At 58.1% G+C, this 17,894-nt stretch carries 31 protein-coding genes; all 31 read right to left on the reverse strand.

Annotation, left to right across the window (positions count from 1 at the left end; all coding sequences use genetic code 11):
• Positions 1 to 34: 34 nt before the first annotated feature.
• A complete protein-coding gene (locus tag B5T_RS18645) occupies positions 35 to 1,042 on the reverse strand; it encodes a DNA-directed RNA polymerase subunit alpha (RefSeq protein WP_014996088.1) in 1,008 nt (335 codons plus the stop codon).
• A gap of 20 nt (positions 1,043 to 1,062) precedes the next feature.
• Entirely contained in the window at positions 1,063 to 1,689 is a 627-nt protein-coding gene (gene rpsD, locus B5T_RS18650) for a 30S ribosomal protein S4 (protein ID WP_014996089.1), read from the reverse strand.
• A gap of 16 nt (positions 1,690 to 1,705) precedes the next feature.
• A complete protein-coding gene (gene rpsK / locus B5T_RS18655) occupies positions 1,706 to 2,104 on the reverse strand; it encodes a 30S ribosomal protein S11 (RefSeq protein WP_014996090.1) in 399 nt (132 codons plus the stop codon).
• Positions 2,105 to 2,126: 22 nt separating this feature from the next.
• Positions 2,127 to 2,483 (reverse strand): 30S ribosomal protein S13, encoded by a 357-nt coding sequence (rpsM, locus tag B5T_RS18660; RefSeq protein ID WP_014996091.1) that lies wholly within the window; start codon positions 2,481 to 2,483, stop codon positions 2,127 to 2,129.
• Positions 2,484 to 2,597: 114 nt separating this feature from the next.
• Positions 2,598 to 2,714: a 50S ribosomal protein L36 gene (gene rpmJ, locus B5T_RS18665; protein WP_008928865.1), complete on the reverse strand. Its 117-nt coding sequence runs from the start codon at positions 2,712 to 2,714 to the stop codon at positions 2,598 to 2,600.
• 35 nt (positions 2,715 to 2,749) lie between these two features.
• Complete coding sequence (gene secY, locus B5T_RS18670; RefSeq protein WP_014996092.1) at positions 2,750 to 4,132, reverse strand: preprotein translocase subunit SecY; 1,383 nt, start codon at positions 4,130 to 4,132, stop codon at positions 2,750 to 2,752.
• A gap of 13 nt (positions 4,133 to 4,145) precedes the next feature.
• The gene (gene rplO, locus B5T_RS18675; protein WP_014996093.1) at positions 4,146 to 4,580 is read right to left on the reverse strand and encodes a 50S ribosomal protein L15; all 435 of its coding nucleotides are present in this window, start codon (positions 4,578 to 4,580) and stop codon (positions 4,146 to 4,148) included.
• A gap of 3 nt (positions 4,581 to 4,583) precedes the next feature.
• Positions 4,584 to 4,766 carry a 50S ribosomal protein L30 gene (gene rpmD, locus B5T_RS18680; protein ID WP_014996094.1) on the reverse strand — a complete coding sequence of 61 codons (183 nt, stop codon included), beginning with the start codon at positions 4,764 to 4,766 and terminating at the stop codon, positions 4,584 to 4,586.
• Positions 4,767 to 4,789: 23 nt separating this feature from the next.
• Positions 4,790 to 5,287, reverse strand: a complete 498-nt coding sequence (gene rpsE / locus B5T_RS18685) for a 30S ribosomal protein S5 (RefSeq protein WP_014996095.1) — start codon at positions 5,285 to 5,287, stop codon at positions 4,790 to 4,792.
• A gap of 12 nt (positions 5,288 to 5,299) precedes the next feature.
• Entirely contained in the window at positions 5,300 to 5,650 is a 351-nt protein-coding gene (gene rplR, locus B5T_RS18690) for a 50S ribosomal protein L18 (protein ID WP_014996096.1), read from the reverse strand.
• 17 nt (positions 5,651 to 5,667) lie between these two features.
• Complete coding sequence (gene rplF, locus B5T_RS18695) at positions 5,668 to 6,201, reverse strand: 50S ribosomal protein L6 (protein WP_014996097.1); 534 nt, start codon at positions 6,199 to 6,201, stop codon at positions 5,668 to 5,670.
• 30 nt (positions 6,202 to 6,231) lie between these two features.
• Positions 6,232 to 6,624, reverse strand: coding sequence for a 30S ribosomal protein S8 (gene rpsH, locus B5T_RS18700; RefSeq protein ID WP_014996098.1), 393 nt, complete (start codon positions 6,622 to 6,624; stop codon positions 6,232 to 6,234).
• 26 nt (positions 6,625 to 6,650) lie between these two features.
• Complete coding sequence (gene rpsN, locus B5T_RS18705; RefSeq protein WP_014996099.1) at positions 6,651 to 6,956, reverse strand: 30S ribosomal protein S14; 306 nt, start codon at positions 6,954 to 6,956, stop codon at positions 6,651 to 6,653.
• Positions 6,957 to 6,967: 11 nt separating this feature from the next.
• Positions 6,968 to 7,507, reverse strand: coding sequence for a 50S ribosomal protein L5 (gene rplE / locus B5T_RS18710; protein WP_014996100.1), 540 nt, complete (start codon positions 7,505 to 7,507; stop codon positions 6,968 to 6,970).
• Between the two features lie 13 nt (positions 7,508 to 7,520).
• Positions 7,521 to 7,835 carry a 50S ribosomal protein L24 gene (gene rplX, locus B5T_RS18715; protein WP_014996101.1) on the reverse strand — a complete coding sequence of 105 codons (315 nt, stop codon included), beginning with the start codon at positions 7,833 to 7,835 and terminating at the stop codon, positions 7,521 to 7,523.
• Between the two features lie 15 nt (positions 7,836 to 7,850).
• Positions 7,851 to 8,219 (reverse strand): 50S ribosomal protein L14, encoded by a 369-nt coding sequence (gene rplN, locus B5T_RS18720; protein ID WP_014996102.1) that lies wholly within the window; start codon positions 8,217 to 8,219, stop codon positions 7,851 to 7,853.
• Positions 8,220 to 8,271: 52 nt separating this feature from the next.
• On the reverse strand, positions 8,272 to 8,541 hold the full coding sequence (gene rpsQ, locus B5T_RS18725; RefSeq protein WP_014996103.1) for a 30S ribosomal protein S17: 270 nt from the start codon (positions 8,539 to 8,541) through the stop codon (positions 8,272 to 8,274).
• A 2-nt stretch (positions 8,542 to 8,543) separates the two neighbouring features.
• On the reverse strand, positions 8,544 to 8,735 hold the full coding sequence (gene rpmC, locus B5T_RS18730) for a 50S ribosomal protein L29 (protein WP_014996104.1): 192 nt from the start codon (positions 8,733 to 8,735) through the stop codon (positions 8,544 to 8,546).
• A gap of 3 nt (positions 8,736 to 8,738) precedes the next feature.
• Complete coding sequence (rplP, locus tag B5T_RS18735) at positions 8,739 to 9,152, reverse strand: 50S ribosomal protein L16 (RefSeq protein ID WP_014996105.1); 414 nt, start codon at positions 9,150 to 9,152, stop codon at positions 8,739 to 8,741.
• Between the two features lie 13 nt (positions 9,153 to 9,165).
• Complete coding sequence (gene rpsC, locus B5T_RS18740) at positions 9,166 to 9,858, reverse strand: 30S ribosomal protein S3 (protein ID WP_014996106.1); 693 nt, start codon at positions 9,856 to 9,858, stop codon at positions 9,166 to 9,168.
• Between the two features lie 4 nt (positions 9,859 to 9,862).
• Positions 9,863 to 10,207 carry a 50S ribosomal protein L22 gene (gene rplV / locus B5T_RS18745; protein ID WP_014996107.1) on the reverse strand — a complete coding sequence of 115 codons (345 nt, stop codon included), beginning with the start codon at positions 10,205 to 10,207 and terminating at the stop codon, positions 9,863 to 9,865.
• 10 nt (positions 10,208 to 10,217) lie between these two features.
• Positions 10,218 to 10,493 (reverse strand): 30S ribosomal protein S19, encoded by a 276-nt coding sequence (gene rpsS, locus B5T_RS18750; RefSeq protein ID WP_014996108.1) that lies wholly within the window; start codon positions 10,491 to 10,493, stop codon positions 10,218 to 10,220.
• 22 nt (positions 10,494 to 10,515) lie between these two features.
• Entirely contained in the window at positions 10,516 to 11,340 is an 825-nt protein-coding gene (gene rplB, locus B5T_RS18755; protein ID WP_014996109.1) for a 50S ribosomal protein L2, read from the reverse strand.
• A gap of 19 nt (positions 11,341 to 11,359) precedes the next feature.
• Entirely contained in the window at positions 11,360 to 11,656 is a 297-nt protein-coding gene (gene rplW, locus B5T_RS18760) for a 50S ribosomal protein L23 (RefSeq protein ID WP_014996110.1), read from the reverse strand.
• Entirely contained in the window at positions 11,653 to 12,255 is a 603-nt protein-coding gene (rplD, locus tag B5T_RS18765; RefSeq protein ID WP_014996111.1) for a 50S ribosomal protein L4, read from the reverse strand. The genes rplW and rplD overlap by 4 nt, the downstream gene beginning before the upstream one ends.
• Positions 12,256 to 12,269: 14 nt before the next feature.
• On the reverse strand, positions 12,270 to 12,905 hold the full coding sequence (gene rplC, locus B5T_RS18770) for a 50S ribosomal protein L3 (RefSeq protein ID WP_041717127.1): 636 nt from the start codon (positions 12,903 to 12,905) through the stop codon (positions 12,270 to 12,272).
• Positions 12,906 to 12,962: 57 nt separating this feature from the next.
• Entirely contained in the window at positions 12,963 to 13,274 is a 312-nt protein-coding gene (rpsJ, locus tag B5T_RS18775; protein WP_014996113.1) for a 30S ribosomal protein S10, read from the reverse strand.
• Positions 13,275 to 13,478: 204 nt separating this feature from the next.
• Positions 13,479 to 14,672 (reverse strand): elongation factor Tu, encoded by a 1,194-nt coding sequence (tuf, locus tag B5T_RS18780; RefSeq protein WP_041717128.1) that lies wholly within the window; start codon positions 14,670 to 14,672, stop codon positions 13,479 to 13,481.
• Positions 14,673 to 14,703: 31 nt separating this feature from the next.
• Positions 14,704 to 16,803, reverse strand: coding sequence for an elongation factor G (gene fusA, locus B5T_RS18785; RefSeq protein WP_014996115.1), 2,100 nt, complete (start codon positions 16,801 to 16,803; stop codon positions 14,704 to 14,706).
• Between the two features lie 78 nt (positions 16,804 to 16,881).
• Positions 16,882 to 17,352: a 30S ribosomal protein S7 gene (gene rpsG, locus B5T_RS18790; RefSeq protein WP_014996116.1), complete on the reverse strand. Its 471-nt coding sequence runs from the start codon at positions 17,350 to 17,352 to the stop codon at positions 16,882 to 16,884.
• Positions 17,353 to 17,468: 116 nt separating this feature from the next.
• Entirely contained in the window at positions 17,469 to 17,843 is a 375-nt protein-coding gene (rpsL, locus tag B5T_RS18795) for a 30S ribosomal protein S12 (RefSeq protein ID WP_014996117.1), read from the reverse strand.
• Between the last annotated feature and the right edge of the window lie 51 nt (positions 17,844 to 17,894).

Raw genomic sequence — 17,894 nt, forward strand, 5'->3', positions numbered from 1 at the left:
TCAAGGGCGCTTCACAGCGTCCACGACAACTCAATTAGCGCAATTTGGTGTTCAGTCGGTCATCATCACGGAGGCTGACCGGCGGCCAGTTCTCCAGACGCATGCCCAGCGCCAACCCTTTGGAAGCCAACACATCCTTGATCTCGGTGAGCGACTTCTTGCCGAGGTTCGGCGTTTTCAGCAACTCCACCTCGGTGCGCTGTACCAGATCACCGATGTAGTAAATATTCTCGGCTTTCAGACAGTTGGCGGAACGTACCGTCAGTTCCAGATCATCCACCGGACGCAGCAGGATGGGATCGACTTCCTCCCGTTCCTGTTTCGGCTCGGGCTTGGCATCCTGCTCCAGATCGACAAATACCGCGATCTGTTGCTGCAGAATGGTGGCCGCGCGACGAATGGCTTCCTCGGGATCAATGGTCCCGTTGGTTTCCAGGTCGATAACCAGTTTGTCCAGATCGGTCCGCTGCTCCACCCGGGCAGCCTCCACCACGTAGGCCACACGGCGCACAGGGCTGAAGCTGGCGTCCAGTTGCAGACGGCCAATGCCACGGGTTTCATCGTCATCGTCGCGACGGCTGTCCGCGGGCACATAGCCCCGACCTTTCTCCACCTTCATACGGACACGCAGTTCGGTGTCACCCGTGATGGTGCAGATCAGGTGCTCCGGGTTGACGACTTCCACGCTGTGATCACGCTGGATGTCATTGGCGGTCACGTCACCCGGGCCTTTTTTGACCAGTTCCAGGACCGCTTCTTCCCGGTCTTCCATCTTCAAAGCCACACCCTTGAGGTTCAGAAGGATGTTGATCACATCTTCCTGAATACCGTCAATGGTGGAGTATTCGTGCTGTACGCCATCGATCTCCACTTCAGTGATGGCGCATCCCGGCATGCTGGACAACAGGATGCGGCGCAGCGCCGTGCCCAGCGTATGCCCAAAACCCCGCTCCAGCGGCTCAAGCACAACCTTGGCGTGGGTCTCGCTGATCGCGTTGACCGCGATCGAGCGGGGCGTGAGAAATTCGTTCACGGCGGTCATAGAGATCCCTCAGGCAGTCCTTACTTGGAGTACAGCTCGACGATCAGGTTTTCATTGATCTCAGCAGGGAGATCGATGCGCTCCGGCAGCGCTTTGAAAGTACCTTCGAGCTTCTTCTCGTCCACTTCCAACCAGGTCGGGAAGCCACGTTGCTGAGCCAGCTCCATGGCGTTTTTCACGCGCAGCTGGTTCTTGGACTTCTCACGCACGGTAATCACATCACCGGCGTTGATCTGGTAGGACGGAATGTTAACGGACTGACCGTTAACCAGGATCGCACGGTGGGATACCAACTGACGCGCTTCCGAGCGGGTAGCACCGAAGCCCATGCGGTAAACCACATTGTCGAGACGACCTTCCAGCAGTTGCAGCAACACTTCACCGGTGGCGCCACGGGAGCGGGCCGCCTTCTTGTAGTAACTACGGAACTGCTTTTCCAGTACACCGTACATACGACGTACTTTCTGTTTTTCCCGCAGCTGCACACCATAGTCGGACAAACGACTGGGGCGGCGACCGGCGGCGGCCTGACCCGGAGGTTGCTCCGCCTTGCACTTGGATTCCAGCGGACGGATGCCGCTCTTCAAAAACAGGTCAGTGCCTTCACGACGGGAAAGCTTGCACTTGGGACCGAGATATCTTGCCATCTTGCTCTAACTCCCGTTACACGCGGCGCTTCTTCGGCGGACGGCAACCATTGTGCGGAATCGGCGTCACGTCCTGAATATGGGTAATCTTGTAACCACAGGCGTTCAGCGCCCGAATGGAAGACTCGCGACCCGGACCCGGGCCTTTCACCCGCACTTCCAGATTCTTCAAGCCGTAGTCCTTGGCGGCGTTTCCGGCGTTTTCGGCAGCCACCTGGGCCGCGAACGGGGTGCTCTTACGGGAGCCACGGAAACCCGCGCCACCAGAGGTCGCCCAGGACAACGCATTGCCCTGACGATCAGTGATGGTAATGATGGTGTTATTGAAAGAAGCGTGTACGTGAGCGATGCCATCCGCAACGGTCCGCGTTACCTTCTTCCGACGTGCGCCACTGTCTCTTTTCGCTTTAGCCATGATGCCTATCCAAATTCAGGACTTACTTGCGGATCGGTTTCCGCGGGCCCTTACGGGTGCGGGCGTTGGTTTTGGTGCGCTGACCGCGCAGCGGCAAGCCGCGACGATGGCGGATGCCACGGTAGCAGCCCAGATCCATCAACCGCTTGATATTCATGTTGATTTCCCGACGCAGGTCGCCCTCCGTGGAAACCTTGGCAATCTCCGCACGGATCGCGTCCAGCTGATCGCCGGACAGATCACGAATCTTAACCTCCGGCGCAATGCCGGTCTGCTCGCAAATCTGGCGAGCACGGGTGCGGCCGATCCCGAAAATATAGGTGAGGGAAATCACCGTATGTTTGTTGTCCGGGATGTTTACGCCTGCAATACGGGCCATCCGAATATCTCCGATTCACAAAGCGGTATCGCCAGTCTCTGGCGCCGAAAGGCGGGAGAGTCTAGCGTTACACCGACTGAATTTCAACCAATCTCTAGGAAAGAAGCTCGCCTATTAACCCTGACGCTGCTTGTGCCGCGGCTCGGCACTGCAGATCACCATGACCCGGCCCTTGCGGCGGATCACTTTGCAGTTACGGCAGATCTTCTTTACAGAAGCCTGAACTTTCATCGCACTCGCCTCACTATCTCGGCCGCTAGGCCATGTTAACGCACCAGACCGGTGCCGCCATACCCTTTCAGGTTGGCTTTCTTCATCAGTTTTTCGTACTGAGTGGACATCAAATGGGAATTGACCTGGCCCCAGAAGTCCATCACTACGACTACCACGATCAGCAGCGAAGTACCGCCCAGATAGAAGGGTACATTCCAGATCGCCTGCAAACCCAACGGCAACAGACAAACCAGCGTCATGTACACGGCACCGATCAGGGTCAGACGGCCCATCACGGTATCGATGTAACGTGCTGATTGCTCACCGGGGCGAATACCCGGGATATAAGCCCCGGATTTCTTCAGGTTGTCCGCCACGTCCTTCGGGTTGAACACCAACGCCGTATAGAAGTAGCAGAAGAACATGATCGCCAGCGTAAATAACAGAATGTACAGCGGCGTACCCGGCAACAGCGCATCGCTAACCCGGCGCAGGGTCATCCCCCACCAGGAATCCGGGTTGGAATCACTGAACCATTGGGTCAGTGACGCCGGAAACAGCAGGATGGAACTGGCGAAAATCGCCGGAATCACACCCGCCATGTTCACTTTCAGCGGCAAATGACTTTGCTGCGCCGCGTATACCCGGCGGCCCTGCTGACGTCGGGCATAGTTCACGGTAATGCGGCGTTGACCGCGCTCCACGAACACCACACCGAAAATCACCGCCACGGCCACCAGAAACACCATCAGCATGGCCAGCAGCCCCAGTTCGCCCTGACGGGCGGACTCGAAGGTCTGCGCCACCGCACCCGGCAAGCCGGCCACGATGGAAGCGAAAATCAGCATGGAAATGCCGTTCCCGATGCCCCGCTCGGTGATCTGCTCACCCAGCCACATCAGGAAAATCGTTCCAGTCACCAATGAGGTCACGGCTACAAAATAGAAGCTCGCCACCTGCATGCTGTCGGCGCCTTCCGGCAACAGGGTAATCCCCTGGCTTTTCAGGCCCGCGCATACTCCGAAAGACTGCACCAGCGCCAAGGCGACGGTCAGATACCGGGTATACTGAGTAATCTTGCGGCGCCCTTGCTCCCCTTCCTTTCGCAGTTGCTCAAGGCTGGGCACTACCGCGGTCATCAACTGAATCACGATGCTCGCGGTAATGTACGGCATGATGCCAAGCGCAAAAATACTCATGCGCTCCAGGGAGCCGCCGGAGAACATGTTGAACAGGCCAAGGATGGTATCCCGGTTTTGGTTGAACATCTGTTCCAACATGTCCGGGTTCATACCCGGCACCGGAATATGCGCCCCGATCCGGAACACCAGCAGGGCCCCAAGCAGGAATCCGATACGACGCCACAACTCCCGAGTGGCACCACCGCTGGCTGCGACGGCACCACTGTTAAGCGTTTGTGCACGGTTCTTGGCCATAGCCCGGTTCCTGTTATTCCTCGACTTTACCGCCGGCTTTTTCCACCGCTTCGCGGGCACCTTTGGTGATCGCCACGCCACGCACCGTCACGGCACGGTCAATACCGCCGCGCAGCACGATCTTGGCGCGCTTCTTGTCAGAACGAACCACGCCAGCGGCTTTCAAAGAGGCCAGGTCGATCACGTCGCCTTCCACTTTAGCCAGCTCTTCCAGGCGTACTTCAGCGGTCGCCATTGCCAGCTTGGACGTGAAACCGAACTTCGGCACACGACGCTGCAGCGGCATCTGACCACCTTCGAACCCGGGCTTCACGGTGCCACCGGAACGGGATTTCTGACCTTTATGGCCACGACCACCCGTTTTACCGAGACCGGAGCCGATACCGCGGCCAACCCGTTTCTGGGCCGGACGGGAACCTTCAGCGGGATGCAGATCATTCAAACGCATCGCTTATTCTCCCTCTACCCGCACCATGTACGCGACTTTGTTAATCATGCCGCGTACCGCAGGGGTGTCTTCAACTTCAACGGTATGGCCAATACGGCGCAGACCGAGACCACGCACACAGGCCTTGTGCTTTTCCAGCCGGCCGTTGGTGCTTTTTACCTGCGTTACCTTGATCTTGTCAGCCATCGTTACGTTCCGTCTGTCTGCGCTTAGCTCAGGATCTCTTCGACCGTTTTACCGCGCTTGGCGGCAACGGATTCCGCGGAGGCCATCGCTTTCAAACCCTCGAACGTGGCGCGAACCACATTCACCGGGTTGGTGGAACCATAGCACTTGGCCAGTACGTTCTGCACACCGGCCACTTCCAGCACGGCGCGCATGGCACCACCGGCGATTACACCGGTACCGTCGCTGGCCGGCTGCATGAACACCTTGGAGGCGCCGTGCCGAGCCTTGATCGGATGCTGAATGGTGGTGCCGTTAAGCTCCACCTGAATCATGTTGCGACGGGCAGCTTCCAGGGCCTTCTGGATGGCGGCGGGCACTTCGCGGGCCTTACCGCGACCGAAACCCACTTTGCCATTACCGTCACCCACCACGGTCAAAGCAGTGAAGCCGAAAATACGGCCGCCTTTCACCACCTTGGCAACCCGGTTCACCTGAACCAGCTTCTCCTGGAGACCTTCGTTGGGATCAACTTTCGCCATAACCAAGTACCCTTAGAATTTAAGCCCGTTTTCGCGTGCGGCATCCGCCAGCGCCTTGACCCGGCCGTGATAACGGAAACCGGAACGGTCAAAGGCCACGCTTTCGATACCCGCCTCTTTAGCGCGTTGAGCGATCAACTCGCCAACTTTAGCGGCGGCTTCAGAATTACCCGTCGCGCCAGCACGCAGGTCTTTTTCAACCGTGCTCGCGGAGGCCAGCACGCGATCACCAGCGGTGCTGATGATTTGCGCATAAATATGGCGCGGAGTGCGATGCACGGAAAGACGAAGCTCGCCCAGCTCACGAATCTTCAGGCGAGTACGCTTTGCCCTGCGCAGACGTGCAACTTTCTTGTCCATCATGGCTTCAGTCTCAACGATTATTTCTTCTTGGCTTCCTTACGGCGCACTTGCTCATCAGCATAGCGCACCCCTTTGCCCTTGTAGGGCTCGGGCGGGCGGAAGCCCCGAACATTGGCGGCCACCTGGCCTACCAGCTGCTTGTCAATACCCTTGATGACGATTTCCGTCTGACTCGGGGTCTCAATGGTGATCCCTTCGGGCAGCTCGTAGGCTACCGGATGAGAAAAGCCCAGCGTCAGATTCAGGGTCTTGCCCTGGGCCTGAGCACGGTAACCAACGCCGTTCAGCAGCAGGCGACGTTCGAAGCCCGCGGAGACACCGGTCACCATGTTGTTGACCAGAGCACGCGTGGTACCGGCCACGGCCCAGGCTTGCTGAGACTCCTCACGGGGCTTGACGGAGAACACGCCGTCATCCACGGCCACTTCCACCAAATCGTGCACCTGGTGTTCCAGACTGCCCTTGGACCCTTTCACGGTCACCTTCTGGCCGTCGATAGATACCTCGACCCCTTTGGGCAGGTTAACCGGATTTTTCGCTACTCTAGACATCGCTGCACCTAATCCGTCTACACCAAAACCTTAGGACACTTCGCAGATCAGCTCGCCGCCGACATTCGCCTGGCGGGCGGCCCGATCAGAAATGATGCCCTGGTTGGTGGACACGATCATCACACCCAGGCCACCTTTCACCTTGGGAATCTCACCGGCGCCTTTGTACACACGCAGGCCCGGACGGCTCACCCGAGCGATCTTCTCGATCACCGGCTGGCCTTCAAAATAACGCAGTTGAACGGTCAGCGTCGGTTTGGCGTCGTCAGACACCGCGTAACCGTCGATGTAACCTTCTTCTGTCAGTACCTTGGCAATGGCTTCCTTGGCCTTGGAGGACGGAATCTCCACCTCGACTTTACGAGCCATTTGCGCGTTGCGAATACGGGTAAACATATCCGCCAGGGTATCTTGCATGCTCATGCTGCAGTTGCTCCGCTACTCTTTGCTTACCAGCTGGATTTAACCAGCCCGGGAACGTCACCACGCATCGCCGCTTCACGCAGTTTAATGCGGCTCAGGCCGAACTTGCGGTAGTAACCATGCGGACGGCCGGTAATGCGGCAGCGGTTACGCTGGCGAACCGAAGAAGAGTCCCGCGGCAGCTTCTGCAGCTCCAGCTGAGCCTCCCACTTCGCTTCGGGTTCCGCGTTGGGGTCCTGGATAACCGCTTTCAGCGCGGCACGCTTGGTGGCGTAACGCTGAACCAACTTGGCGCGCTTCGCCTCCCGGTTTTTCATAGAGACCTTTGCCATGACAAATCCTCTTAGCCTTTCAGCGGGAAGTTGAAGGCGCGCAGCAGCGCCCGTGCTTCGTCATCGGTCTTGGCTGTGGTGGTGATGGTGATATCCAGACCACGCAGCTTGTCGACCTTGTCGAAATCGATTTCCGGGAACACGATTTGCTCCCGCAGACCCATGGAGTAGTTGCCACGGCCGTCAAAGGACTTCGGGTTCAGACCCCGGAAGTCACGGACACGCGGGATTGCCACGGATACCAGGCGCTCCAGGAACTCGTACATACGACGGTTACGCAGGGTCACCTTGCAGCCAATCGGCCAACCTTCACGGATCTTGAAGCCCGCCACGGACTTACGTGCCTTGGTGACCAGCGGCTTCTGACCTGCGATGGCGGTCATATCCGACAGCGCACCTTCGATCGCCTTCCGGTCAGCAGCCGCTTCACCCACACCCATGTTCAGGGTGATCTTGGTGATGCGGGGCACCTCCATGACGTTCTTGTAACCGAACTCATCGCGGAGTTTCGCTACAATCTCTTCGTTGTAAACCTTCTTCAGATCACTCATGGTTCACCTAACCTCACGCGTCCAGCGCTTCGCCGTTGGACTTGAAGAACCGCACTTTTTTGCCGTCCTCGAAACGGACGCCGACACGATCGGCCTTCTGGGCCTTCGCATTCCAGATGGCCACATTGGAAGCATGGATACCCGCTTCCTGCTGAACAATGCCACCTTGAATACCGCGGTTAGGGTTGGCGCGAACGTGTTTTTTCACCATGTTCACACCGGAGACAAGAAGGCGGCCGTTAGGGAGCACGCGCTGCACCTGGCCCCGCTTACCTTTGTCCTTGCCCGCGATTACGATGACTTCGTCATTGCGCTTGATCTTGAGCATTGCCTTAACCCGCCTTTAAAGAACTTCCGGTGCCAGGGAGATGATCTTCATGAACTGGTCATTACGCAGTTCACGGGTCACCGGCCCAAAAATCCGGGTGCCGATCGGAGCCTTGTTGTTGTTCAACAGGACCGCGGCGTTTTCGTCAAAACGAATCACAGAACCATCGGGGCGACGCACACCACGACGGGTACGTACCACGACAGCGCTCATCACGTCGCCTTTTTTAACACGACCACGCGGAATCGCTTCCTTTACTGTGACCTTGATGATGTCACCAATGCCTGCATAGCGGCGGTGGGAGCCACCCAGCACCTTGATGCACTGCACTCGACGAGCACCGCTGTTATCGGCGACTTCGAGCATGGTTTCGGTCTGAATCATCGCTTACTCTCTCCAACTCCTGCCCTGTGCAGGCAGCCACAGCATTCTCTCATCAGGCCTGAACGGCCTGCTCCACTACGCTGACCAGCATCCAGCTTTTACGCTTGGACAGCGGACGGCATTCTTCGATGGTGACCAGGTCGCCTTCGCCACACTGGTTTTGCTCATCGTGAGCCATCAGTTTGGTAGAACGCTTGATGATCTTGCCATAAATGGGGTGCTGTACCCGGCGCTCAACCAATACGGTGATGGTCTTATCACCTTTACTGGAAATCACTTTACCGGTAACGGTCCGGCGCAGTTTCTGTTTCGACTCTGCCATGATTAGTTACCCTGTTTTTCCCGCAGAATGGTCTTCACACGTGCAATATCACGGCGGACCGTCCCAAGCTGATGGGTTTGGGAAAGCTGACCGGATGCTTTCTTCATGCGCAGCTTGAACTGTTGTTCCAGCAGCTCAAGGTGCTGCTCGCGCAACTGCTCAACACTTTTTTCTTTCAGTTCGCTCGCTTTCATGGCTTACATCACCGTCCGAGTCACGACACGGGTGCTGACCGGCAGCTTGGCCGCGGCCAGACGGAACGCTTCACGCGCCACGTCTTCGGAAACACCTTCCATTTCGTAGAGCATGCGGCCCGGCTGAATCTGGGCTACCCAGTACTCCACGCTACCTTTACCTTTACCCATCCGCACTTCGAGCGGCTTCTGGGTAATCGGCTTATCGGGGAAGACCCGAATCCAGATCTTACCGCCACGCTTGATGTGACGGGTCATGGCCCGACGAGCCGCTTCGATCTGACGCGCGGTGATCCGGCCACGGCCGGTGGCCTGCAGGCCGATGGTGCCAAAAGACACCTTGTTGCCGCGCTGTGCCAGGCCACGGTTACGGCCCTTATGAATTTTCCGGAATTTGGTACGCTTCGGCTGCAACATCGTTCGTTACCTTTTAACCACGGCCGCGTTTTTTCGCGCCCTTGGACTGCTTCTGCTCTTCCTGAACCTGCTCCATGCCACCAAGCACTTCGCCACGGAAGATCCAGACCTTCACACCGATGGTTCCGTAGGTGGTCTCAGCACGCACGTTGGCGTAATCGATGTCCGCACGCAGAGTATGCAGCGGCACGCGACCTTCACGGTACCATTCCGTACGAGCAATCTCGGCACCACCCAGACGACCAGAAAGCTGGACCCGAATACCTTGGGCACCGGCCTTGAGCGCGTTTTGCACCGCACGCTTCATAGCGCGGCGGAACATAACGCGGCGTTCGATCTGGCCAGCGATATTATCGGCTACCAGACGGGCATCCACATCGGGCTTACGCACTTCCTCGATGTTGATGTGCACCGGCACACCCATCTTGGCAGCGACGTCGCGACGCAGGCGCTCAACGTCCTCGCCCTTCTTGCCGATCACGATCCCCGGACGTGCCGTGGAGATGGTGATGCGAACGTTTTCGGACGGACGCTCGATCTTAATTCGGCTCACCGAGGCATTCTTGAGGCGCTTGAACAGATACTCACGCACCTCGAGATCGGTTACCAGGCAGTCAGCATAGGTCTTGGGACCCGCATACCACAGGGAGTTGTGCTCCTTGACGATGCCCAGACGAATACCGATCGGATGAACTTTCTGACCCATCTGGTTACTCCTGACCTTCCGAGACTTTTACAGTGATGTGGCAGGTACGCTTGAGAATGCGATCCGCCCGCCCTTTCGCGCGGGGCCGAATACGCTTCATCGACATGCCTTCATCCACGTAGATGGTGGATACTTTCAGCTCATCCACATCGGCGCCGTCGTTGTTTTCCGCGTTAGCAATCGCGGACTCCAGCACCTTCTTAACAATCTTGGCCGCCTTCTTGGGGCTAAAGGCGAGAACATTCAACGCCCTTTCCACCTCCAGACCTCGGATCTGGTCGGCCACCAGGCGGGCTTTCTGAGCCGAAATTCTTGCGCCCCGCAGACGGGCTGCAACTTCAGTCGCCATGGCTGTCACCTTATCGCTTAGCCTTTTTGTCCACGATATGCCCGCGGAAGTTACGGGTCAGGGCGAATTCGCCCAGCTTGTGGCCCACCATGTGCTCGGAAACCAATACCGGAACATGCTGACGGCCGTTATGTACCGCGATGGTCAAACCCACCATCTCCGGGATGATCATGGAGCGACGGGACCAGGTTTTGATCGGCTTACGGGAGCCGGCTTCCACCGCTTCTTCCACCTTCTTCAACAGGTGGTGATCCAGAAACGGACCTTTTTTCAGTGAACGTGGCACAGCCTGAACCTCTCTCTATCCCTTACTTACGACGGTCGCGCACAATCATCTTGGAGGTGCGCTTGTTGGTACGGGTTTTGTGGCCCTTGGTCGGTACACCCCAGGGGGTTACCGGATGACGGCCACCGGACGTACGCCCTTCACCACCACCATGGGGGTGATCCACGGGGTTCATGGCCACACCGCGAACAGTGGGTCGAACACCGCGCCAGCGGGTTGCGCCGGCCTTACCCAGCGAGCGCAGGCTGTGCTCACTGTTGGATACTTGCCCGATGGTGGCGCGGCACTCAGCGTGCACCTTACGCATTTCGCCGGAGCGCAAACGCAGGGTTACATACTGTCCATCCTTCGCCAGCAGCTGGACAGAAGTACCCGCGGAGCGAGCCAGCTGACCACCTTTACCGGGCTTCAGTTCCACATTGTGAATCGTGGAACCCAGCGGAATGTTGCGCAGCGGCAGAGCATTACCCACCTTGATCGGAGCATCTTCGCCGGACTGAACGCGGTCGCCGGCTTTCAGATCTTTCGGCGCCAAAATGTAACGACGCTCGCCATCCAGATACTTCACCAGCGCGATGTGCGCGGAACGGTTCGGATCGTATTCCAGACGCTCCACCACACCCTGGACACCGTCCTTATTACGACGGAAATCCACTACGCGGTATTTCTGCTTGTGACCACCACCTTTATGACGGGTGGTGATACGGCCGTTGTTGTTACGGCCGCCATTCTTGGCCTTGGCTTCCAGCAAGGGCGCGTAGGGAGCACCTTTGTGCAGCTCCTCGTTGACCACCTTTACGACAAAGCGGCGGCCCGGAGAAGTCGGCTTGGTCTTAACAATCGCCATGATTACTTACTCCCTTACCTTACTCAGCGCCCAGGAAGTCAATATCCTGGCCTTGTTCAAGGGATACGTAGGCCTTCTTCCAGTCGCTACGCTTACCGGCGACACGACCGAAGAACTTGCGCTTGCCTTTCACGTTCAGAGTCCGAACGTTGCGCACCTTGACCTCGAACAGAGCTTCCACGGCAGCTTTGATTTCCGCTTTGGTAGCGTCTTTTGCCACTTTGAAAGCGAAGGCATTGCTACTCTCGGTCGCGTCGGTGGCCTTTTCGGAAAAGTGCGGTGCAAGCAGCACTTTTAAAATGCGCTCTTTGTTCATGCCAGCGCCTCCTCAAGTTTCTTCAGAGCCGGCACGGTCACCAGCACCTTGTCAAAGGCGATCAGGCTGACCGGATCCACACCGCTGGCATCGCGGATGTCGACCTTCGGCAGGTTACGAGCTGCCAAATACAGGTTCTCATCCACATCATCAGTCACGATGAGAACATTGCTCAGGTTCAGATCCTTGAGCTTGGCGGCCACCTGCTTGGTTTTCGGGGTGTCGACGGAGAAGTCGTCCACCACAACCAGGCGTTCCTGGCGAACCAGCTCGGACAAAATGCAGCGCAGCGCGCCACGGTACATTTTGCGGTTTACTTTCTGTGAGTGGTCACGGGGCACCGCGGCAAATGTTTTGCCGCCGCCACGCCACAGCGGGCTACGAATGGTACCGGCGCGAGCGCGGCCGGTGCCTTTCTGCCGCCAGGGCTTACGACCACCACCACTGACATCGGAGCGGCTTTTCTGCGCTTTGGAACCCTGACGGGTGCCTGCCAGATAAGCAGTCACAACCTGATGAACCAGAGGCTCGTTGAAGTCTTTGCCGAAGGCGACTTCAGACACAGTAACGGTACCTCCAGAGGCGGTATTGAGATTCATCCTCTATTCCTCTTTCAGGCCTTCGCCTTCACTGCCGGGATCACGATCACATCACCACCGGCCGCGCCGGGGACCGCACCCTTAACCAGCAACAGATTCTTTTCCACGTCCACGCGCACGACTTCCAGATTCTGAACCGTCACACGCTCGGCACCCATGTGGCCCGCCATTTTCTTGCCCTTGAATACGCGGCCCGGGGTTTGGTTCTGACCAATGGAACCCGGAGCACGGTGGGACAGAGAGTTACCGTGGGTGGCGTCCTGAGTACGGAAATTCCAACGCTTAACCGTACCGGCGAAACCTTTACCTTTAGAGGTACCGGTCACGTCCACGATCTGGCCAGCCTCGAACACTTCCAGGGTCAGCTCACCGCCCACCTGCAGGTCGCCCGCCGGAGCGCGAAATTCACCCACAGTGCGGCCAGCTTCGACGCCCGCTTTGCCGAAGTGGCCCGCCATTGGCTTGGTCACTCGGTTTGCGCGGCGTTCGCCCACCGTCACTTGCACGGCCTCGTAGCCATCTGTCTCTTCGGTCTTAATCTGGCTCACCCGATTCGGGGACACTTCAATCACGGTCACCGGAACACTGACACCTTCTTCAGTGAACACCCGGGTCATCCCGCATTTTCGACCGATTACACCAATCGCCATTGTCTACCTCTTCACAACCTGTTGCGGCCAGGCCGCACGTTGTTGTCTCAGGCTGAGTTATCCCAGGCTGATCTGCACATCCACACCAGCGGCCAGATCCAGCTTCATCAGTGCGTCCACGGTCTTGTCCGTGGGCTCCACGATGTCCACCATCCGCTTGTGGGTACGGATCTCGTACTGATCCCGCGCATCTTTGTTAACGTGCGGAGAGACCAGCACCGTAAACCGTTCTTTACGTGTGGGCAGAGGGATCGGACCCTGTACCTGCGCACCCGTGCGTTTTGCCGTATCCACGATCTCCTGGGCGGACTGATCGATCAGGCGATGATCAAAAGCCTTGAGACGGATTCGGATTCTCTGGCTAGCCATAGCTAACAAACTCCAGACTGTTTCGAACCATACTTTAGATGGCAAAAAGCCCGCCCATCCTTCTCATCCGAAGGAGGTGGGTGTCAAAACAAGCCCGGGAACGATGCCCCGGTTGATCGTGCCCTTTCCAGTATTAACACTGGAAAGAGGGCGCAAAGTATATAGACAAAAGAAGACCGGGGCAAGCCCCGGCCTCAATTTATCTTACTCTACGATCTTGGCCACCACGCCGGCGCCAACGGTACGGCCACCTTCGCGGATCGCGAAGCGCAGACCGTCTTCCATGGCGATCGGTGCGATCAGCTCAACGTCCATCTGCACGTTATCGCCCGGCATCACCATCTCGGTGCCTTCCGGCAGCGTACAGGCACCGGTCACGTCGGTGGTACGGAAGTAGAACTGCGGACGGTAGCCGTTGAAGAACGGAGTGTGACGACCGCCTTCGTCCTTGCCCAGCACGTACACCTCGGCAACGAACTTGGTGTGCGGGGTGATCGATCCCGGCTTCGCCAGAACCTGACCACGCTCCACTTCGTCACGCTTGGTGCCACGCAGCAGCACGCCAACGTTCTCACCCGCGCGGCCTTCGTCCAGCAGCTTGCGGAACATCTCAACACCGGTACAGGTGGTCTTGGTGGTATCTTTGATACCCACAATCTCGATCTCTTCACCCACCTTGATGATGCCACGCTCCACACGACCGGTTACCACGGTACCGCGGCCGGAGATGGAGAACACATCCTCGATCGGCATCAGGAACGGCAGGTCCACCGCACGCTCCGGCTCCGGAATGTACTCGTCCAGCGTTTCCACCAGCTTCTGTACCGCCGGCATGCCGATCTCGCTGGTGTCGCCTTCCAGCGCTTTCAGAGCGGAACCCTTGATGATCGGGGTGTCGTCGCCCGGGAAGTCGTAGTCGCTCAGCAGCTCACGCACTTCCATTTCAACCAGTTCCAGCAGCTCTTCATCGTCCACCATGTCCGCTTTGTTCAGGAACACAACGATGTACGGCACGCCCACCTGGCGAGACAGCAGAATGTGCTCCCGCGTTTGCGGCATCGGGCCGTCCGCCGCGGACACCACCAGAATCGCGCCGTCCATCTGCGCCGCGCCGGTGATCATGTTCTTCACGTAGTCGGCGTGACCCGGGCAGTCAACGTGCGCGTAGTGACGGGTCGGAGAGTCGTACTCCACGTGGGAGGTCGCGATCGTAATACCACGCTCACGCTCTTCCGGGGCGTTATCGATCTGATCGAAGGCGCTCGCCGAACCAGAACCCCACACCTCGAAGCACACCCGCGTCAAAGCGGCCGTCAGCGTCGTCTTACCATGGTCAACGTGACCAATCGTGCCCACGTTTACGTGCGGTTTATTACGTTCAAACTTTTCCTTTGCCACGGTTCTATACCTTTACAAATTCACCGTAAATTTAAGATTTCTTGCCGCTGATCACGTCTTCGGCAATATTGCGCGGAGCCTCGGAGTACTTCAGGAACTCCATGGAGTAGCTGGCACGCCCCTGGGACATGGAACGCACGTCGGTGGCGTAGCCGAACATCTCGGACAGCGGCACCTCGGCGCGAATCACTTTGCCGGAGACGGTGTCATCCATACCCTGGACGGTACCACGACGACGGTTCAGGTCACCCATCACGTCACCCATGTACTCTTCCGGAGTGACCACTTCCACTTTCATGATCGGCTCCAGCAGGACCGCGCCGGCTTCCTTGGCGGCATTACGCACCGCCAGGCCACCCGCCATGCGGAAGGCGTTCTCGTTGGAATCCACTTCGTGGTAGGAGCCATCATACAGAATGGCCTTCACACCCAGGATCGGATAACCAGCGAGCACGCCAGACTGCAGCTGCTCATCGATACCCTTCTGGATCGCGCCAAAGTATTCCTTCGGCACCACACCACCATGGATTTGTTCCTCGAACTGGAACTCCTCGTCCCGGTCGATCGGCTCGAACTTAACCTTGACGTGACCATACTGGCCACGACCACCGGACTGCTTGACGAACTTGCCTTCAACGTCGGCGGGCTTGGTGAAGGTTTCACGGTACGCCACCTGCGGCGCGCCCACGTTTGCTTCCACCTTGAACTCGCGCTTCATGCGGTCAACGATGATGTCCAGGTGCAGCTCACCCATACCGGAGATGATGGTCTGGCCGGTCTCCTCGTCGGTCTTCACGCGGAAAGAGGGGTCTTCCTGAGCCAGACGACCCAGCGCCAGCCCCATCTTTTCCTGGTCGGCCTTGGATTTGGGCTCCACCGCCACGGAAATTACCGGCTCGGGGAATTCCATCCGCTCCAGCACGATCACCTTGTTCTGATCACACAGGGTGTCACCGGTGGTGACATCCTTCAGCCCCACGCAAGCGGCGATGTCGCCGGCACGGACTTCCTTGATCTCTTCACGGCTGTTCGCATGCATCTGCAACAGGCGACCGATCCGCTCCTTCTTCAACTTCACGGAGTTCATCACGCTGTCACCGGAGTTCACCACGCCGGAGTAAACACGGATGAAGGTCAGAGAGCCTACAAACGGGTCGGTAGCGATCTTGAAGGCCAGGGCGGAGAAGGGCTCATCGTCGGACGATTTGCGGGACTCAACGGTCTCGCCATCTTCCAGCGTACCCTGAATCGCCTTCACCTCATCCGGAGCGGGCAGGAATTCAACCACCGCGTCGAGCATGGCCTGCACGCCCTTGTTCTTGAACGCGGAGCCGCACAGAGCCAGAACGATCTCGTTGGCCAGAACCTGCTGACGCAGCCCGGTCTTGATCTCTTCATTATTGAGATCACCCTCTTCCAGGTACTTCTCCATCAGCTCTTCAGACGCTTCCGCCGCGGATTCCACCATCTGCTCGCGCAGTTCGGCGCAACGACCGGCGATATCTTCCGGGATATCGCGCTCGTCGTAGGTCATCCCCATGTCGTCTTCGTTCCAGAAGATCGCCTTCATGCGGATCAGGTCGACCACGCCCTTGAACTCGTCTTCCGCGCCGATGTTGTATTGGATCGGCACGACCTTGCCCCCAAGACGGGTGCGAATCTGGTCGCATACGCGATCGAAGTTGGCGCCAGCACGGTCCATTTTGTTAACGAACACGATACGGGGCACTTCATACTTGTTGGCCTGACGCCACACTGTTTCGGACTGCGGCTCCACACCGGAAGTACCACAGAACACCACAACGGCACCGTCAAGCACCCGCAGGGAACGCTCCACCTCAATGGTGAAGTCCACGTGCCCGGGGGTGTCGATGATGTTGATGCGATGCTGTTCGTACTGCTTGTCCATGCCCTGCCAGAAACAGGTGGTCGCGGCGGAGGTGATGGTGATACCCCGCTCTTGCTCCTGCTCCATCCAGTCCATGGTCGCGGCACCATCATGCACTTCACCGATTTTGTGAGACACACCGGTGTAGAACAGAACCCGCTCGGTGGTGGTGGTTTTACCCGCGTCCACGTGGGCGCAGATACCGATGTTGCGATAGCGGTTGAGAGGAGTCTTACGTGCCACGCTGCTAACCTCGAGTCTCTGGATCCAATACAAAAACCGGCCTGATCGCAGGCCGGTTTACTCTGTCTACGCTCTGCCTTAGAAGCGGAAGTGGGAGAAGGCTTTGTTCGCCTCCGCCATGCGGTGTACGTCTTCCCGCTTCTTCATCGCCGCGCCTTTACCTTCAGCGGCGTCCATCACCTCACCGGCGAGGCGCTGGGCCATGCTCTTCTCACCCCGCTTACGCGCGGAGTCCACCAGCCAACGCATGGCCAGGGCGGTACGACGACTGGGACGAACTTCCACCGGCACCTGATAGGTGGCGCCACCAACACGACGGCTCTTCACCTCGACCACCGGACGGATGTTATCCAGGGCTTTCTCGAACAGCTCCAGGGCTTCGCCGCTCTTACGCTCGGTCACGATATCCAGAGCGCCGTAGACGATACGCTCGGCGACGGATTTCTTACCGTCCACCATTACGTGGTTCATGAACTTGGCCAGCAACTGGCTTCCAAATTTCGGATCCGGCAGGATCTCACGTTTGGCAACGACGCGTCTTCTTGGCATCGGATGTGTTCCTCTTACTACCCGCGGGGCGGGAATGCTTCAGGTTATCCGGGACCAGGCCCGGCCTTACTCATCCTACCGGGAGCAACGCCCGGCTGTATGAATAGGGTTACGACTTACTTCTTCGGCCGCTTGGCACCGTATTTGGAACGGCGCTGCTTGCGATCCTGAACACCAGCGGTATCCAGAGTGCCACGCACGGTGTGGTAGCGCACACCAGGCAGGTCTTTAACACGACCGCCACGGATCAGCACCACGGAGTGTTCCTGCAGGTTATGGCCTTCTCCCGGGATGTAGGAAGACACTTCATAACCGTTGGTCAGGCGCACCCGGCACACTTTACGCAGCGCGGAGTTCGGCTTTTTCGGGGTAGTGGTGTACACCCGGGTGCAAACGCCGCGACGCTGCGGGCAGCCCTGCAGGGCGACCGAGTCGCTTTTCTCTACCTTGCTTTTGCGCGGGTTGCGCACCAGCTGGTTTACAGTTGCCATGAAACTACTGCTCCACGCTTACAGTTCTGTGACGAACTGACTTGATTGTCA

Source organism: Alloalcanivorax dieselolei B5, assembly GCF_000300005.1.
Classification (GTDB): Bacteria; Pseudomonadota; Gammaproteobacteria; order Pseudomonadales; family Alcanivoracaceae; genus Alloalcanivorax; species Alloalcanivorax dieselolei.

Bases quoted from the DNA above. Each gene is read 5' to 3' on its own strand.
- rpsC (WP_014996106.1), bottom strand. From the start codon at position 9,858: ATGGGTCAGAAAGTTCATCCGATCGGTATTCGTCTGGGCATCGTCAAG.
- rplB (WP_014996109.1), bottom strand. From the start codon at position 11,340: ATGGCGATTGTTAAGACCAAGCCGACTTCTCCGGGCCGCCGCTTTGTC.
- rplN (WP_014996102.1), bottom strand. From the start codon at position 8,219: ATGATTCAGACCGAAACCATGCTCGAAGTCGCCGATAACAGCGGTGCT.
- rpmJ (WP_008928865.1), bottom strand. From the start codon at position 2,714: ATGAAAGTTCAGGCTTCTGTAAAGAAGATCTGCCGTAACTGCAAAGTG.
- rpsK (WP_014996090.1), bottom strand. From the start codon at position 2,104: ATGGCTAAAGCGAAAAGAGACAGTGGCGCACGTCGGAAGAAGGTAACG.
- rplF (WP_014996097.1), bottom strand. From the start codon at position 6,201: ATGTCTAGAGTAGCGAAAAATCCGGTTAACCTGCCCAAAGGGGTCGAG.
- rpsL (WP_014996117.1), bottom strand. From the start codon at position 17,843: ATGGCAACTGTAAACCAGCTGGTGCGCAACCCGCGCAAAAGCAAGGTA.
- secY (WP_014996092.1), bottom strand. From the start codon at position 4,132: ATGGCCAAGAACCGTGCACAAACGCTTAACAGTGGTGCCGTCGCAGCC.
- rpsG (WP_014996116.1), bottom strand. From the start codon at position 17,352: ATGCCAAGAAGACGCGTCGTTGCCAAACGTGAGATCCTGCCGGATCCG.
- rplR (WP_014996096.1), bottom strand. From the start codon at position 5,650: ATGATGGACAAGAAAGTTGCACGTCTGCGCAGGGCAAAGCGTACTCGC.
- rpsE (WP_014996095.1), bottom strand. From the start codon at position 5,287: ATGGCGAAAGTTGATCCCAACGAAGGTCTCCAGGAGAAGCTGGTTCAG.
- rplC (WP_041717127.1), bottom strand. From the start codon at position 12,905: ATGGCGATTGGTGTAATCGGTCGAAAATGCGGGATGACCCGGGTGTTC.
- rplV (WP_014996107.1), bottom strand. From the start codon at position 10,207: ATGGCGACTGAAGTTGCAGCCCGTCTGCGGGGCGCAAGAATTTCGGCT.
- rpsJ (WP_014996113.1), bottom strand. From the start codon at position 13,274: ATGGCTAGCCAGAGAATCCGAATCCGTCTCAAGGCTTTTGATCATCGC.
- rpmC (WP_014996104.1), bottom strand. From the start codon at position 8,735: ATGAAAGCGAGCGAACTGAAAGAAAAAAGTGTTGAGCAGTTGCGCGAG.
- rpsN (WP_014996099.1), bottom strand. From the start codon at position 6,956: ATGGCAAAGGTCTCTATGAAAAACCGGGAGGCGAAGCGCGCCAAGTTG.
- rpsH (WP_014996098.1), bottom strand. From the start codon at position 6,624: ATGAGCATGCAAGATACCCTGGCGGATATGTTTACCCGTATTCGCAAC.
- rpmD (WP_014996094.1), bottom strand. From the start codon at position 4,766: ATGGCTGACAAGATCAAGGTAACGCAGGTAAAAAGCACCAACGGCCGG.
- rplO (WP_014996093.1), bottom strand. From the start codon at position 4,580: ATGCGTTTGAATGATCTGCATCCCGCTGAAGGTTCCCGTCCGGCCCAG.
- rplP (WP_014996105.1), bottom strand. From the start codon at position 9,152: ATGTTGCAGCCGAAGCGTACCAAATTCCGGAAAATTCATAAGGGCCGT.
- rpsD (WP_014996089.1), bottom strand. From the start codon at position 1,689: ATGGCAAGATATCTCGGTCCCAAGTGCAAGCTTTCCCGTCGTGAAGGC.
- rplX (WP_014996101.1), bottom strand. From the start codon at position 7,835: ATGCTCAAGATCAAGCGCAATGACGAAGTCATCGTAATCGCGGGCAAG.
- rpsM (WP_014996091.1), bottom strand. From the start codon at position 2,483: ATGGCCCGTATTGCAGGCGTAAACATCCCGGACAACAAACATACGGTG.
- rpsQ (WP_014996103.1), bottom strand. From the start codon at position 8,541: ATGGCAGAGTCGAAACAGAAACTGCGCCGGACCGTTACCGGTAAAGTG.
- rplW (WP_014996110.1), bottom strand. From the start codon at position 11,656: ATGAACAAAGAGCGCATTTTAAAAGTGCTGCTTGCACCGCACTTTTCC.
- rplE (WP_014996100.1), bottom strand. From the start codon at position 7,507: ATGAGTGATCTGAAGAAGGTTTACAACGAAGAGATTGTAGCGAAACTC.
- rplD (WP_014996111.1), bottom strand. From the start codon at position 12,255: ATGAATCTCAATACCGCCTCTGGAGGTACCGTTACTGTGTCTGAAGTC.
- B5T_RS18645 (WP_014996088.1), bottom strand. From the start codon at position 1,042: ATGACCGCCGTGAACGAATTTCTCACGCCCCGCTCGATCGCGGTCAAC.